Source organism: Methanoregula sp. (assembly GCF_050010295.1).
GTDB lineage: Archaea > Halobacteriota > Methanomicrobia > Methanomicrobiales > Methanospirillaceae > Methanoregula.
The window spans coordinates 303,816-319,022 of the sequence record NZ_JBEKLH010000004.1 but is presented as its reverse complement, the minus strand read 5'-3'; the positions used below and the strand labels follow the sequence as shown (position 1 = coordinate 319,022).

The following is a 15,207-nucleotide window of genomic DNA, read 5'->3' as shown; positions in this document are numbered from 1 at the left end:
TGTTGGTGCTGATGGGCTTTATGGGCAACGGATAGGGACGTGAAGATGAATCAAAAGAATGGATGGATACGAAAATTACGGGTACCCGGTTACCTCTACGCCCATCTCGGAAAAATGCGGATCGTTCGTGACAACCGAGGCACCAGCAGACCGGGCTGATGCGGCGATGATCGAATCAGCCACGGAAATTCCCGGCCGTTTTATTGTGCCGGCATCCACCGCAATTTCTGCAGTCAGCGGGATGAGGTTCAGCTTTGAGTGCTGGATCTGCATTACTCGGAGCCTGGCTGAAGGTGCATCGGCGTTTCTGGTATAGATGTACGCAAGTTCCGTTAACGTGATCGTTGCGACAAATCCTTCTTTATCCCCGTTCTGGATCGCGTCCATCAGGTTTTTGATGGTTTCAGATCCTTCCTCGCGGTTGAAAAAAGCAAGGAACGCGGGCGTATCAAAGAGCTGCCTTGTCTTTGAGCTCATCATCCCACTCCTTCCGCATCTCTTTGAGCATAGTTTCAGTATTCTTCAGCTTGTCAACGCCCCAGAGTTCCGAAAGGTTGACCAGCGGCTGGAGCCGGATGGTATCGTTCTCTTCCACAATCACCAGCGAGTCGCCTTCCTTCAGGGAAAATTTTTTCCGGACTCTTGAGGGAATGACGATCTGGCCTTTTGAGGACAGGGTAACAATTTCCATGGTAAGAAATTCATTGTTTTGTAAGAGAATAAAGGTATTGGCTTACTGGTAAGACAGTTGTGAAAATGTAAGATAAAAGCTGGAGGTGATCCCGCCTGCCGGATATGTGAATGTGAGATCTCCGACGGAGAATAGGTGCGTCAAAGACCCTGGGGGTGGTGAGACCCCGTGCATCTCGCCCATGATCGAAATCTGCCGTATTTTGCCAAACTGGAACAGGAATGAGCGATTTTTCCGGAAGGTGAATTTTTCGGGTACCCGAAAAACTGCGGAATTCGCACAAAACACCTGCGGAAATGATTTTTAATCGGGTAATTCTGCCCCGGTTTATTAAATTTTACGCCGGAGAGGCAAAACTGCGCTAATAGAAGCTAATTAATTTGCAGATTGGGTTTGCGTTCAGGTATTAGGAGCGATGACGAAAGGAACCCCTGTTTCCGGCTCTGGGTTCACGTCAGAGAAGGTGTTTTCTCCGTCGGAGATTTCCTAGTATGGACGTACAGGGAGGGATGGGATAAATTAGGTGTCCGCGAGGGAGAATACTGGTTGAAACAGATTGACGCTCTTGGGGGCTCTGCCCCCGCCGCGCTATATTTGATTTTATGATTTTATTGAGGGGATCGAATTTAGGTTGGTTTCGCCTAATCATTGATTTTGGTAATAAGATTGCCGGTGGACTTACAATATTTGCTGTTGGAGTTGCATTGGCTTCATTTGTTGAAACTGAAAATAATCAAAAACAACTTCTCGATTATATTAAAATGAGAAAATAGCTCTCATATATTGACATAACAAGCAATCATAAGACCTTAAATTGTTTATTTATTATCAATTAACAGTATATTATTTTGAAATAAACATTTGCACGGTAAGAGTGAGTGGCAGACTCTCCAACAACAAAGAACTGCCTGCCTGTGGCGGCAGTTCGACTTGTGGGGGTTGGGGGGGGCGTCTTTATCCTAATAGTGGGGATTAAGGTGTGCTCCCTTTGGGCTGCCTCCCCCACTGAGGGAAAGAGGGGGTCACACTCATATTCTCCAGATAGTAAAGAACTGAACAACGAATAAACCGGGTTTTCAGCAAAGTTAAAATTTTTTTTCGAACTTTTTTTTCTATCCTCACGATCCCCCAACCACTATATCCCACAACATCCCATTTCTACCCATGGCAGTCCACCCCATCGAGGAGCGTTACGGCACAACGGAGATGCGTGCCGTCTGGAGCGAGCAGAACCGCTTCTCCTGCATTGTCAGGGCCGAAGTTGCGCTGGCAAAGGCGGAAGCGACCCATGGCATGATACCGGCAGCCGCAGCGCTCGAGATCGAAGCAAAAGCCTACGGTGCCTCGCTCGAACGGGCCAGGGAGATCGAGAACGAGATCAGCCACGATATGATGGCAATCGTCAGGGCCGTCTCTGAAGTCTCCGGCGAATCGGGGCGGTGGGTGCACTATGGTGCAACATCCAACGATATCCTCGATACGGCGACCGGGCTCCAGCTCGGCCAGTCACTTGACCTGTACGATGCAAAACTGCGGAAACTCCTCGCCGTGCTGCTGAAGCGGTCGGCCGAGACAAAAACACTCGTCTGCATCGGCAGGACCCACGGGCAGCACGGCGTCCCGACCACCTACGGCCTGCGGTTTGCCATCTGGGCAAGCGAGATCGCCCGGCATATCGAGCGCCTCGAACAGCTGCGCCCCCGGGTAGTTGTCGGGCAGATGACCGGAGCCGTGGGTACCCAGGCAGCGCTCGGGCCAAAAGGGATAGACGTGCAGGCAACGATGATGGAGAACCTCGGGATCAATGCGGTGGACGTATCCAACCAGGTCATCTCCCGCGACCGGTACGCGGAATATTTCATGTTCTGTGCCGGCATAGCAACGACCCTCGACAAGATTGGCATCGAGATCCGTTCGCTCCAGCGGACCGAGATCGGCGAAGTCGAGGAGGCCTTCGGGGCAAAACAGGTCGGCTCCTCGACCATGCCGCACAAGCGCAACCCGATCAAGAGCGAGCAGGTCTGCGGGCTCGCCCGGATCATCCGTTCGGCCGTCGAACCGGCGCTTCAGAACAACACCCTGTGGGACGAGCGCGACCTGACCAATTCGTCCTGCGAACGGGTGCTCTTTCCGGAGGCTTCCATCCTCACCGATCACTGCCTGCGGCTTATGGCCGTGGTGCTCGAAGGACTTGTCATCAACCGCGCTGCCATCCGCCGGAACCTAGGCTTCCTGCACGGGATCAACATGGCCGAATCGGTGATGATCGCGCTCACCCGCCGCGGTATGAACCGGCAGGACTCCCACGAGCGGGTCCGCCTTGCGAGCATGCAGGCACTCGCAGAAGGCCGGCCCCTTGCCGATGTGCTTTCTGCCGATCCCGAGGTAATCCGCTACTGCTCCAAGTCCGATATTGCAGCACTTCTCTCACCGGATACTTACATCGGGACAGCGGTCCTGCAGGTGGAGCGGGTGATAGAAAAACTCTCACCCCTCATTGTATGAACCCGCCTGCCCGGGGTTCTGGAAAATCGGGTGGATCTGAAAACCACGATCCGGGTTCACATCACCGGCATCAGTCCAGACCGGATCCATTCCCGGCTGCGGGACGCGGAGATACTATGTTTATCACCTCATACTGTGAACTACGAGAATAGACTATGGATCGGTACGTACATATCCGGGGATATCGGGTATCACATACCGATATTGTCCGCCTCGTGGTTATCGCATCCCTCACCTTCTCCTGCATTTTCATCACCTCGCTTTCCCTGGCCCGGCATGTCGAGACTATCTATGCCCAGCTCTTCTATTTCCCGATCCTCTATGCCACCTATTTCTACCCGAGACGCGGCCTTTACCTTGCCGGTTTCTGCGCAGTCGTGTATGAGGTCCTCGCCTACGTGTATGTCTTCCCGGATATCGGGGGCCTTATCTATACCACCGGGCAGGCAATTCTCTTTGTCTGCGTCGCTGCCCTCGTGGCGTACTTTACCGAAAAAGTGAACACCAGCGAGTCGCGCTACCGCAGCATCTTCGAAACCTCCCTCCTGGGTATCGTCCTCTTCGACCAGAACACCTTCTCCATCAAGTTTGCCAATTCCTATCTTGCGCGGCTGCTCGGCTATTCAGAGGAGGATCTTCCCAGCATGGGCTTTTCCCGGCTCTTCCATGCCAGGGAAGGACAGCGCAGGTTTTTTGAGTATCTCGGCTCCCACGAGGATATCCCCAATTTCGAGACTACATTTGCGCAAAAAAACGGGGAACCTGTCTGGGTCAACCTGTCATGGAGCCGGATCACCGGAAACCTGGTCAGCTGCTCGGTTATCGATATCAACCAGCGGAAACTTGCCGAGCAGGCTGCCGAAGAGAATTATATCCAGTACAAACAGGTGACGGAGAACGCCCCGACCTGCATTCTCATCCTCAGGGCGAATAAGATCGAATTTGCAAACCCGACCTTCAGGGCATTTACCGGCTACGAGCCGGATGAACTGACCGGGAAAGAACTGCTCCAGTTCCTCCATCCGGAAGACCAGAGCAGGTTCCCTCTTTTTTCCGATACGCCGGATTCCCGGCTGCCCCTTCCCGGTATGACCGAACTCCGGTTCGTCACAAAGAACGGCGAGATACGGCTTGCCACGCTTTTCTTTACCAGGATCAAGCAGAAAGGAGACCCCGCGGTCCTCATAAACCTGGTGGATATCACGGAATACGAGCGGCTGAAAGCAACGATCCAGCAGGATAACGAGCGCCGCCGGGGCATCCTCAGCACGGTGGCACACGAGCTCCGGACGCCGCTGCAGCCGATCATGGGCTATCTCTCCCTCCTGACACAGGACCCCAAGACCTACGGGGTCACGGACGAGACCCGGACTATCCTCGACAGGTGTGCCAAGAACGTGGACAGGGAGCGCCAGATCATCAACCAGATGCTGGAACTTTCCGTGCTGGATTCTGGTAAGATCCCCCTGAAATATTCCGTCTTCTCAGTACCTGAGATGATCAAAACCATTACCGATGCCGGGGGATACATGACAAAAGCGGACCTCACTGTTGATGTTCCGGCGGACCTGACCTTCGACGCTGACGAGAACAAAATATCCGTAGTGATCGATTCGATGCTCTCAAACGCGGTTAACTATTCAAAACCTCCCCGCAGGATCCGGATATCGTACCAGTCGGCATCCCATGAAACCATGCACCGTCTCTCCATCCGGGACAACGGAGTCGGCATCACCAACACCCAGCTCGACGAGATCTTTGAACCATTCCAGCTCCCGGACTCGGCAAACATGAGCCGTAAATACGACCGCATCGGCCTCTCGCTCTCGATCGCAAAAAAATATATCCAGATGCACGGGGGGTTCATCAGTGTCGATTCGATTGTGAACCTCGGGAGTACGTTCACCATCCACCTTCCCAAGCAAAAAAAATCAGGGTATTCCAGTGACACGTAAAATTCTTGTTGTGGAAGATGACCAGCCGATACTCGAGCTCATGGACGTACTCATCCGGAAACTCGGATATGAACCGGTCCTGATCACCAACGGGCCGGAAGCGCTCGATGCCATCCAGAAAGAACCGCCATCACTCATCCTGCTGGACATCATGATGGAACCCATGGATGGGTGGGAGTTCCTTGAGAAACTTCGCGGGGATTTTGCAATGCGGGACATTCCCGTCATCATCTTCTCTGCTTCACCTGTCATCGAAGAGAAGATGAAAACAATTCGCGATCCAAAACTGGGCGTACTCACCAAGCCCATCTCATTTTCTGAGCTCAGGGCGGGCATAGAGCACTATCTGACATAGTATCAGACAATCCGCGTAAAATTATCTGACGCGACATATAACCGTTCGGGGAGCCCGGAAAAGGTGCCTGGTTCGAAAATTTCAATTCCAAATGGAAGATTTAAAGTAAAACCTGAAAATTGAAGTTTTTACAATAACGCAATAATTAAATATCGATAAATGAAATTATTTGTATTGTTCGAATGCCTGAAGGTTTTCAAGGGCCCGTGATACCTCATGATTTCTGTTCTTTTGATCGATGACGAAACAGACCACCTTGAAACTGCAAAAGAGTATCTTGAAAAGACCGGTTCGTTTTCCGTTGAGATCTGCCCGTCAGCCCATGCTGCGCTGGGTCTCCTGTCATCGAAAAAATATGATGCCGTTGTGTCGGATTACGATATGCCGGTGATGACCGGTCTCGATCTTTTGAAAAAACTGAAAGCAGAGGGTGATCCAACCCCGTTCATCATGCTGACAGGCAGTGGACCGGAACATGTTGTGATCGAGGCATTCAACGCAGGCGCCGCATATTATCTCAAAAAACACCCGGACCCTGAAGAACAGTTCCTCGAACTCTCCCATAAGATACGGCTTGCCGTACGCAAGCACCAGGAGAGGCGGAAACTGGATCTTTTTGTCGATGTCACCCGTCATGACCTGCTCAACAAGGTGGCAGCGCTCACAGGTTATGTAGAGATCATAAAGGCAAATTCGTCCGATAAAAAAATTCTTGGGTATTGCGCAAAACAGCAATTGATCCTCACCTCAATCCGGGACCAGGTCAACTTTACTGAGGACTACCAGAACCTCGGTATCCAGAAACCCGTCTGGCAGGATCTGGAAGCCACGATCCGGCATGCCGTATCTATGCTGCCCCCGGATGTTGTTACACCGGTCTGCAGGGGGTGTTATGGCAGGGAGGTCTTTGCTGACCCCCTGCTGGTCAAGGTCTTCTACAACCTTATGGATAATTCGTTCCGGCACGGCAGGCCCATTTCGGCAATCCATTACTCCTGTGAGGAGCGGGCAGATGGTCTTGTGATCACGTATGAGGATGACGGCATAGGTATAACCGCAAAGGAGAAAGAAGAGATTTTTATCAAAGGCCGGGGAAAAAATACCGGTCTTGGCCTGTTCTTAATCCGCGAGATCCTGACCCTGACCGGGATCAGCGTCAAAGAGACCGGCAAACACGGGAAAGGGGCGCGGTTCGATATGCTGGTGCCAAAGGAAGGATACCGGGCCAAAAATAATAACGTAAAGAATGACTGAACAGGGTCGCCGGTACCTATCGTGGACAGATGTTTTGCGTGTTGTCGCTATGAAATGATGATTCTTGCCTCCGGTTACAGGCCCGGTACCCCCGTTCCGGACCGTATCAGGGATCCATCAAAATCTTCCAAAAAAAAAGACTTTGTTGAAACCCTATTTTTCTAATCATTTTCTTATGCTCTGCTGAGGTTAGGAGGGTGAGACCCTCTCTCTCAAGTCGAAGAACCTTCCGGTTCTTCTCCAGCCCACTCTTCCCTTCGGGAACAGCGGTCCCCCCAGAGGGGGAGGCATCCCAAGGGGTGCATCCCCTTGAATCTCTGAGAGGTCTTCAGACCTCGAAGAGGAGAAGATTTACAAAGTAAATCTTCGACCCCGTTTTTCAGGGGCTTTTCATCAACCTTCTGAGGGACTATCGCTCTATGGGGGATGCCCGAGCGGCGGGGAATTAATCGTCGCATCAGCGAAGAGAGCCTGATGGCTCTCTTCTCGTGTTCCTCCGTCACACAGCGAGGATTAATTGGAGAAGAATTCGCCAGAATTCTTCGACTGCGAGGGCGACACCGTTCGAAGAACCCTCCGGGTTCTGAGCGGTTCATCAGAACCTCGAAGACGAGAAGAGTTCATTAGAACTCTTCGAGTTCTTCTCAAGCCTGCTCTTCCCTTCGGGAACAGTAGTCTCCCCCAAGAGCGACTGTTTGTTTCTTTGAGAATTTCAACAGAGCCAAAAAAAGTAAAAAAAAGTGTTCAGATATACCGGGCCTTCATCGAGAGCTTCCGGGGCGTGTAGAGCGGGCGGAATGGCTTGCCGTCCGTGTCCACCTTGACCGAGGTCACGAGGGTCTCGACGGTCATCTGGTCCTTGAACGGTTTATTGGGCTGTGATTTTTTCCGGATGGTTACGGTCAGTTTTTTGCTGGCAACTTCCTCGTCCCCGACAACGATAACGTAGGGAACCCAGTCCATACCTGCCTCGCGGACTTTCTTGCCCACGCTCTCTTCGCGGTCATCGACATCGCAGCGGATCTGGGCTGCGTTGATCGCATTGCAGATCTCTTCGGCATACGGCAGGTGGCGCTCGGCGACCGGCACGACCCGGACCTGGACGGGCGAAAGCCAGGTCGGGAGGGAGGGAACCTGCTGGGTAGAGATATTTTCGAGAATGGCACAGATGACACGCTCGACACTGCCCGTTGGCGAGCAGTGGAGAATCGGCGGATACACCGGTGTGCCATCCTCCTTATGGTATTTGATGTTGAACCGCGTCGAACTCTCGACATCGATCTGGACAGTCGGGTTCTCGATCGGGCGGAGCTGGCCGTCAATGGCCGCAAGGTCGATCTTCGCTACCCAGTAGTGAACCCTGTCAGAGAGGATCTCGATGAGCATCGGGCAGCCGGACTCCTTCACGATCTTCTTGACCCACGCTTCATGCTGGGCATAAAAGTCTTTTGTGCACCGGAACGCAGCTACAAGTTCAGTCTCGAAGTCCCGGCCGGTCTGCCAGCCCATGGCGAGCTGCTCCTCAAAGCACTTCAGTGCCTCGGGCATGTCGGTACAGAGCGAGTGCATATCGGGCATCGTGAATGCACGCAGGCGCTTGAGCCCGATGACCTCCCCCTTCTGTTCGTGCCGGAACGAGTAGGTGGAGAGCTCGTACATCTTCATCGGGAGGTTATTGGGGGAGATGTGCATGTCCCGCATGATAGAGAACATGCCGAAGCAGGCGGCGAACCGCAGCATCATGTTCCGGTTGTTGGACTTGAACCGGTACTGGCGCTCGCCAAATTTTTCGGCATGCTCGAAGATTGCCCTGTCGCCAAGGTCGTACATGACCGGGGTCTCGACCGGTGTGCCGCCATACTCGAGCACCATGCGGAGCACATAATCGGCGAGCAGGTCACGGATCAGCTTGCCCTTTGGCATCCAGCGGAGGCATCCCACGTCGCTTGCGGGCTCGTAATCCACGAGTTCCTTGCTGCGCATCAGCTCGACGTGGGCCGGTTCGCCTCCAACAGGGACGGCAACGCCCAGCTCTTTTTTCACCAGGCAGCCGAACGCTGAATCGTCGAGGTACTCCTTGTAATCGTGCTGTTTACCGTCCGGGGTCAGGACGAACCAGTCGTGGGTAACTTCCTTTTTCTCTTTCTTCACCGCTCCTTCCTCGCCGGGCACGATAGTCTTGGAAAGTTCAGAGAGCGGATGGCCTTTACAGGAGAGCTTGAAAGACTTGTACCACCCGAACGGGGCCCTTTTAACAGCATACCCTTCAGCCTCAAGGCCAGCTTTTAATGCGTTGAGTACAGCAATTGCAGTTTCCGGCGAAGCAAGGTCATTTGAAAGGTGGGCGTACGGGTACAATAGAATCTTATCCGTTTTGACCTGCCCGGCAGTCTTTATAATTTCCCCGGTGGCCTGAAGGATCACGCCTTCGAGATCTTCCTCATCTATCGATTCCACGGCGCAGAAAACAGTGAGTGCATCTTCCATCCTGTCGGTCGGAACAGAACACTCCTCTGCCATCTTTGTCTTCTTTTTTGCTTCGTATTCTATGTAGTCTGAATGGATCAAAAGAAGTCGCATTGGTTCATCTCCACATGAATCCGGTCATCCGTATAAAATGGGTTTTCCCGGTATATATAGTGAGTAATCTGGAATGCCGGGGGAGCAGGAATCAATGGGAGTTTCACGGGTGGAAAGAACATAAAAACCAGAATTTGGAGGGCTCCCCGCCTGAGGGCCTCTCGCGGGGACCGACGAAGGAGGTCGAGAAGTTCGCAAGAACTTCGAGCCACGGCGGGGCAAGTTCCGTCACTGGGATTTCCGGTAATTGAGGCAGCCGCTGGAGCGCCCGGTGGGGAATCTGTCGTCGCATCTGAGAGGACTGATTCAAGAAGAACCCTCAGGTTCTTCGAAGCGGTGGCACCTATCACAAGGGGTATGGGGTCGGAACCCCCATCAAAAATTTTTTAAAAATATCCCATTATTTTACGTCATTCCCGTTTCCTGTTCGCATGGTAGCGGGACAGGGTGGCCTGCCGCTGGTCCAGGTACTTTGCATCGTGTTTTTTGTAATAGGGGTTCTGTGCCCGCTCGGTTGTATAAAAGACAAGCTGCCCGATTGGCATTCCTGCATAGATCCTGACCGGGCGGGAGTTTACGTTGCACATCTCCAGCGTGATCGTCCCACGGAACCCGGCATCGATCCAGCCGCCGGTCTGGTGGAGCGTGACGCCAAGGCGTGCGATACTCGATTTGCCTTCGATAGTAGCGACAATGTTATCAGGCAGTTCAATGCGTTCCAGTGTTTCGGCGAGGATGAACTGTCCCGGGTTCAGGACAAAAGAGTCAGCGTGCGTCTCTTCGACGTCACTTGTCACGCTGATCTGATTGTACGGGTCGATGACTTCGTTGCCGGGCCGGTACCAGACAAAGTGGCTGCCAAGCCGGATGTCCACCGAGTTCGGCTGAACGAGTTTTTCATCGTAGGGATCGATCTTGATATGGCCCCTCGCAATGCGATCGAGGAGCTGCCAGTCCACGAGAATCATTGGCACTAAGATGTGTTCTGCTTCATCTTTAGTACTTCCGGCCGGTGCCCCGCCCGTGCCGTAATAAAAGACGGGGAATGCCGGATAGAAGGAGGAATTGTCACTTCTACGAAAATTCTTCCTTCGTCCCGGTCATGGCGCAGTATCCCGGCATGCCGGGCAGTCCAGCGCGTAATCGTGCCAGATATCAGCCCACGGGGCAAACCCTGCGCAGACAGCCGGCTTTGTATCATGAATCCGACACCATGCCTTCCCGTCATCCCCCTTCAGAAAAAACGGGCAGTGATCAAGCATCCTGCCACCAGGCCCCACCCAGTAACGGATTTTGGATATGGCGGGCAGATCAGATGCGGATAGTTCCGCACCATTCGCCCGTCTCCCGTCAGCAAAACGGATAGAGACGTGCTGCAGGATGTCGGCACGGCTGTCGGCAATCCACGGGGCCAGATCCCCGGGGATCCCGTTCTGCCCCCACCCCCACTTCTCACAGCATCTTCCGCATTGCAGGCAGTCCTGGTCCTTAGCCATATGTTTCTTCCAGTCTATTGGTCAGGATATTTATTGAGGAGTTGTTTATACTATCGCTCCTGCCCCGGACAGGTTGAGGAAGATACGGTAGTATCAGAAAGGGTAGCATCAGAAAGTATATAATACAAAATGTTAAATATACTTTACAAATACCGGTGCTCACGGGCACAGGTATTGAAGAGCACAGCCATAAGAACAGCAGAACACAAGAAGCACTAAAAAGTAAAAACCCGGTTGCGGAAACAACCGCACGACAAACACCAGAAATGTCCACCCTCCAGAGTGTATGGATGGGTTCTCGACACACTTTTTTACCTTTTCTGAAGAGATTTGGCGGGCTGCGGTTTCATGGCACGTACGACACGGGTCGGGTCCCTGACCTGTCATCCAGAGAGCGTGAAGATCGTCCGGCACTCACCGAAGCAATCAAAAAGATATCATCGAGGGGTTTTGCCGTCACCTCCAGGCAAGCGGTTATTGGAAATAAGCGACGATATTCCGGAATACCTGCATATTTCCGGATTCAGCGGGGAGTGGTATACGTTCCCGCTTCATCCTCTCCTTCAGGAGCGGCCAGTCATAGAGGTTCGTAAATTCCATTGCCCGTTCAGGGTGTGGCATAAGTCCAAGGACCTTGCCATTCGATGAGGTGATACCGGCAATGTCCTCAACCGACCCGTTCGGATTGAAAGGATATTCCCCGTCGGCGGGGCTCAGGTCTTCCCGGCAGTACGTGAACGCGATCATCTTCTGTTTCCGGATCCTCTGCAGGGTCTCTTTCGAACACGAGAAATTGCCTTCGCCGTGGGCGACCGGGCAGGTGATCCGTTCTATACCGGAGGTCCACAGGTTGTCGGCCGCCGGTTTCAGGATGACAAACCGGCATTCCAGCCTCCCTCCCCTGTTGGGCATCAGGGCAATATCCCGCGCATAGGTTTTGTCAAATGCGGGGACAAGCCCGAGATTTGCAAGGATCTGGAACCCGTTGCAGATCCCGAGCACAAGGTTGTCGCCGTCGAGGAACTCCAGAAGGTCATCTTTGAGGTTGTTCCTGACCCGGTTCGCATAGGCATTGCCCGCCCCGGTGTCGTCGCCATAGGAAAATCCTCCCGGGAAGACCAGCAGCCGGTATTCTGACAGTTTCCGCCTTCCTGAAATCAGGTCATTGATGTGGACGATATCGGATGCCATGCCGGCCCGGGCAAGAGCTTCCTGCGTCTCCATCTCGGAGTTGATCCCGAAACCGCTCATTATGAGGGCTTTTTCGGGAATCTCTTTCCTTTCGGAGACCGAAGGTCTGGCTCTCGCCCGTTTCAGGTTCCTGCGTGATGCAGCCATGGTTCTCAGTACTCCCTGAAGGGCGACTTGTACGCCTTTTCAAGTTCTGCGACATCCACGTCAATCAGGAGGTTCCGGGCCGTCACCCGCAGCCGGGTGCCACCGACCCTCCCGAGCAGGACCGCATCACTTTCAGCCGCGTTGAAGACCCGCTCGAATGCCCTCTTGTTGTCCGGGGCGATGGTAACAAGGAACCTGCCAAGCGATTCGGAGAAGAGGAAGTAGTCCGGGCGCATACCGGTGGGGATCGTCAGGTTCATCCCGACCTGTCCGGCAATAGCGACCTTGGCGAGAGCTACTCCCAGTCCGCCGTAACTGACGGGAAAGGCAGAGGCAATGAGCTCGTGTCCAATCGCGCCTGCGACTTTTTCGTACCGGATTTTTGCCGCTCCGGCATCCAGTTCCGGGACAGTGTTGCCAATACTTCCGAGATGGGAGAAATACTCCGAACCTCCCAGTTCCCCATGAGTCCGACCGATTACGTAAACAAGGTCACCTTCGATCTTTGCGTCCAAGGAGACCGCTTTCGATACATCCGGATGCACACCGATGGACGAGATAAGGAGCGTCGGCAGCACGGAGACCCTGACCGGGTTGTCGTCCGCATCAAAACCGGAAAAGTCGTTGAACATGCTGTCTTTCCCCGAGATGAAAGGCGTCCCGAATGCTTTTGCAAAATCATAGCACCCCTTTGCAGCCCGCTTCAGCTGCCCGAGGCGTTCCGGTTCATCCGACGAGCACCAGCAGAAGTTGTCGAGGATGGCGATCGCATCCGGAGGGATGCCGAGCGCGACAAGGCCCCGTATGGCCGTGTCGATCCCTGCCCCGGCCATGCGGTACGGGTCGATCTCGGAATACGACGGAAAAACCCCCTGGGAAAGTCCCACTCCTTTTTTCGACCCGGGGATCACTTTCGTCAGTGATGCCGCTGACTGCACCCGTCCTTTCCCCTGGACCGGCCCGAGTACATGACCGCCCTGGACAGTATGGTCGTACTGGAGGGAGATGAACTCCTTTGAACAGATGTTCTTTCTCCCGAGCATCGAAAGGAGAGTAGCATCGAGGCGCTCGGGACAGGGTGTATCCGGCTCGGGGTAGGTCTTCGGCGTATAGGTCGTCTTCAGGTGTTTCTTTGGCAGTCCGTCATGGAGGAATGCAAGTTCGATGTCCATCACAATTTTGCCATGGTATTCGACAACACAGCGGCCTGAATCCGTGAAGGTCCCGATCACGGTCGCCTCAACTTCCCGCCGCTGCATCAGCTCCATGAACGCATCGAGATTTTCCGGCGGCACGGCAAGGGTCATCCGCTCCTGCGACTCGGAGATCCAGATCTCCCACGGAGCCATACCGGGATATTTGAGGGGGACCGTATCGAGGAGCACATGGCAGCCGTTGCATTCCTTTGCCATCTCGGCAACCGAACAGGAGAGGCCCCCCGCCCCGTTGTCCGTTATGCTCCGGTAGAGGCCGAGGTCCCGTGCCTCTTTTACGATGACGTCACTGAATTTTTTCTGGGTTATGGGATCGCCGATCTGCACCGCGGTGACCGGGCTTGCCGGGTCGAGCGCCTCAGAAGAGAATGTGGCTCCATGGATGCCATCCTTACCCACCCGCCCTCCGACCATCACGATATGGTCGCCGGGCCGTGCCTGTTTTTCGAAGAGTTTTCTTCCGTTCTTACTGAGGGGCATCACGCCGACCGTCCCCGCAAAAACGAGCGGCTTGCCTATATACCGGTTGTCGAAATAGCAGAAACCCTGCGGGGTCGGGATGCCGGAGCAGTTGCCCCCCGTTCCCACGCCCCTCACAACCCCGTCAAGGATCTGACGCGGGGAAAGGATCGGGTTCGATCTGTTCTTCCCCCGGTAGAGAGACGGGACGGACTCCGGCTCGCCTACGCAGTATCCATAGACATTGATACAGGGCTTTGCCCCGAGGCCAAAACCGATTGTGTCCCGGTTCACCCCGACAATTCCTGTGAGGGCTCCGCCAAACGGGTCGAGGGCAGAGGGGGAATTATGGGTCTCGACCTTGTGGGTCACGAGATATTCGTCGTCGAAGACTATCGCACCCGAGTTGTCGGTAAAGACCGTCACGCATATGTCCTTGTCCCCTTTTTCCTTCCGGATCTCATTGGTAGCCGCCTGGATGTACGTTTTGTAGAGCCCGTTGGGGACATCCTCATCCATTGCGGAAGCGAAGATGGTATGCTTGCAGTGCTCGCTCCAGGTCTGGGCCAGCGATTCGAGCTCCACATCGGTTGGTTTTCGCCCGCTCTTCCTGAAATAGTCACGGATCGCGTGGAGCTGGGGAAGGTCCAGCGCGAGCGGGCCCCGGCGTTGTTGCGTCAGGCGATCCATAATTCCCTCTTTTCCGAGCCGTGCCAGTTCAGCATCCTCAAGCTCAAGGTCGACTGGTTCAGCATCCAGGAATTCGTGGAGCTGGACATGCGGTACGACCGGGTCCATGCCCTTCTCGCCATATTCCTGCCGGGTCCTGATGAGCACACGGTTTACGAGAGGGTTCGCGAGGGTCGACCCCAGTCTCCGGAGGGCTTCAGCAGAAAGTATTCCCCGGACAAAGAAGAGCTGGGAACTATAGACCGCTTCACCGTCCGAAAATTTCATCGGGAGATAGTCCTCGATGGTCTGTTTTGCCGTATTCCCTACATTGTCAGTCACGCCCGGCAGGAAGCCGACTTCGATAGCGTAATCGAACAGGGGCTTTGTCGCTTCGTCCACCCTGAATTCCTGTACAACGGGGTTGATGAGCTGGGAGCCGATCCTAAAAAGCTCATCACGGGTAAAGTCCCGTGCACCGGTCTCTATCATATATACGTCCGCGAGATGTAACTCGTCGATCTGGAACCCGAGCGAGCGGATCCGGTCCGTGCGGGTCTTCAGGCGGGGATCTTTTGTATAGTGAACTTCTATCCGGTGGACAAAAGAAGCCATGATTACTGGTTTCGCGGGAAGTACAAAATAGGTATCGTATACCGGCCCTGACAAAATAAAATATCCTGAGGTATTC

At 53.9% G+C, this 15,207-nt stretch carries 10 protein-coding genes and 1 pseudogene; 4 read left to right on the top strand and 7 right to left on the bottom strand.

Annotated elements, in window-relative coordinates:
- Nucleotides 1–75: 75 nt before the first annotated feature.
- Both ABSB80_RS07585 and ABSB80_RS07580 read right to left on the bottom strand, forming a co-directional pair.
- Nucleotides 76–477, bottom strand: a complete 402-nt coding sequence (locus tag ABSB80_RS07585) for a PIN domain-containing protein (RefSeq protein ID WP_428369741.1) — start codon at nucleotides 475–477, stop codon at nucleotides 76–78.
- Entirely contained in the window at nucleotides 449–691 is a 243-nt protein-coding gene (locus ABSB80_RS07580; RefSeq protein ID WP_428369740.1) for an AbrB/MazE/SpoVT family DNA-binding domain-containing protein, read from the bottom strand. The genes ABSB80_RS07585 and ABSB80_RS07580 overlap by 29 nt, the downstream gene beginning before the upstream one ends.
- Nucleotides 692–1,855: 1,164 nt before the next feature.
- On the opposite strand from ABSB80_RS07580, the gene purB reads away from it, so the two are divergent.
- From purB to ABSB80_RS07560, 4 genes are all read left to right on the top strand, one after another.
- Nucleotides 1,856–3,196 (top strand): adenylosuccinate lyase, encoded by a 1,341-nt coding sequence (gene purB / locus ABSB80_RS07575; RefSeq protein WP_428369739.1) that lies wholly within the window; start codon nucleotides 1,856–1,858, stop codon nucleotides 3,194–3,196.
- Nucleotides 3,197–3,351: 155 nt separating this feature from the next.
- On the top strand, nucleotides 3,352–5,151 hold the full coding sequence (locus tag ABSB80_RS07570; protein ID WP_428369738.1) for a PAS domain S-box protein: 1,800 nt from the start codon (nucleotides 3,352–3,354) through the stop codon (nucleotides 5,149–5,151).
- Nucleotides 5,141–5,506 carry a response regulator gene (locus tag ABSB80_RS07565; RefSeq protein WP_428369737.1) on the top strand — a complete coding sequence of 122 codons (366 nt, stop codon included), beginning with the start codon at nucleotides 5,141–5,143 and terminating at the stop codon, nucleotides 5,504–5,506. The genes ABSB80_RS07570 and ABSB80_RS07565 overlap by 11 nt, the downstream gene beginning before the upstream one ends.
- Before the next feature lie 216 nt (nucleotides 5,507–5,722).
- Nucleotides 5,723–6,760 carry a sensor histidine kinase gene (locus ABSB80_RS07560; protein ID WP_428369736.1) on the top strand — a complete coding sequence of 346 codons (1,038 nt, stop codon included), beginning with the start codon at nucleotides 5,723–5,725 and terminating at the stop codon, nucleotides 6,758–6,760.
- 744 nt (nucleotides 6,761–7,504) lie between these two features.
- Here ABSB80_RS07560 and ABSB80_RS07555 read toward each other — a convergent pair.
- From ABSB80_RS07555 to ABSB80_RS07535, 5 genes and pseudogenes are all read right to left on the bottom strand, one after another.
- Nucleotides 7,505–9,340 carry a threonine--tRNA ligase gene (locus ABSB80_RS07555; RefSeq protein WP_428369734.1) on the bottom strand — a complete coding sequence of 612 codons (1,836 nt, stop codon included), beginning with the start codon at nucleotides 9,338–9,340 and terminating at the stop codon, nucleotides 7,505–7,507.
- 419 nt (nucleotides 9,341–9,759) lie between these two features.
- Nucleotides 9,760–10,308: pseudogene (dcd, locus tag ABSB80_RS07550) on the bottom strand (dCTP deaminase); the annotation flags it as partial.
- A gap of 132 nt (nucleotides 10,309–10,440) precedes the next feature.
- A complete protein-coding gene (locus ABSB80_RS07545) occupies nucleotides 10,441–10,836 on the bottom strand; it encodes a YkgJ family cysteine cluster protein (RefSeq protein ID WP_428369732.1) in 396 nt (131 codons plus the stop codon).
- A 474-nt stretch (nucleotides 10,837–11,310) separates the two neighbouring features.
- A complete protein-coding gene (locus ABSB80_RS07540; RefSeq protein ID WP_428369730.1) occupies nucleotides 11,311–12,174 on the bottom strand; it encodes a phosphoribosylformylglycinamidine synthase subunit PurQ in 864 nt (287 codons plus the stop codon).
- A 5-nt stretch (nucleotides 12,175–12,179) separates the two neighbouring features.
- Nucleotides 12,180–15,131, bottom strand: coding sequence for a phosphoribosylformylglycinamidine synthase subunit PurL (locus tag ABSB80_RS07535; protein ID WP_428369728.1), 2,952 nt, complete (start codon nucleotides 15,129–15,131; stop codon nucleotides 12,180–12,182).
- Nucleotides 15,132–15,207 lie beyond the last annotated feature (76 nt).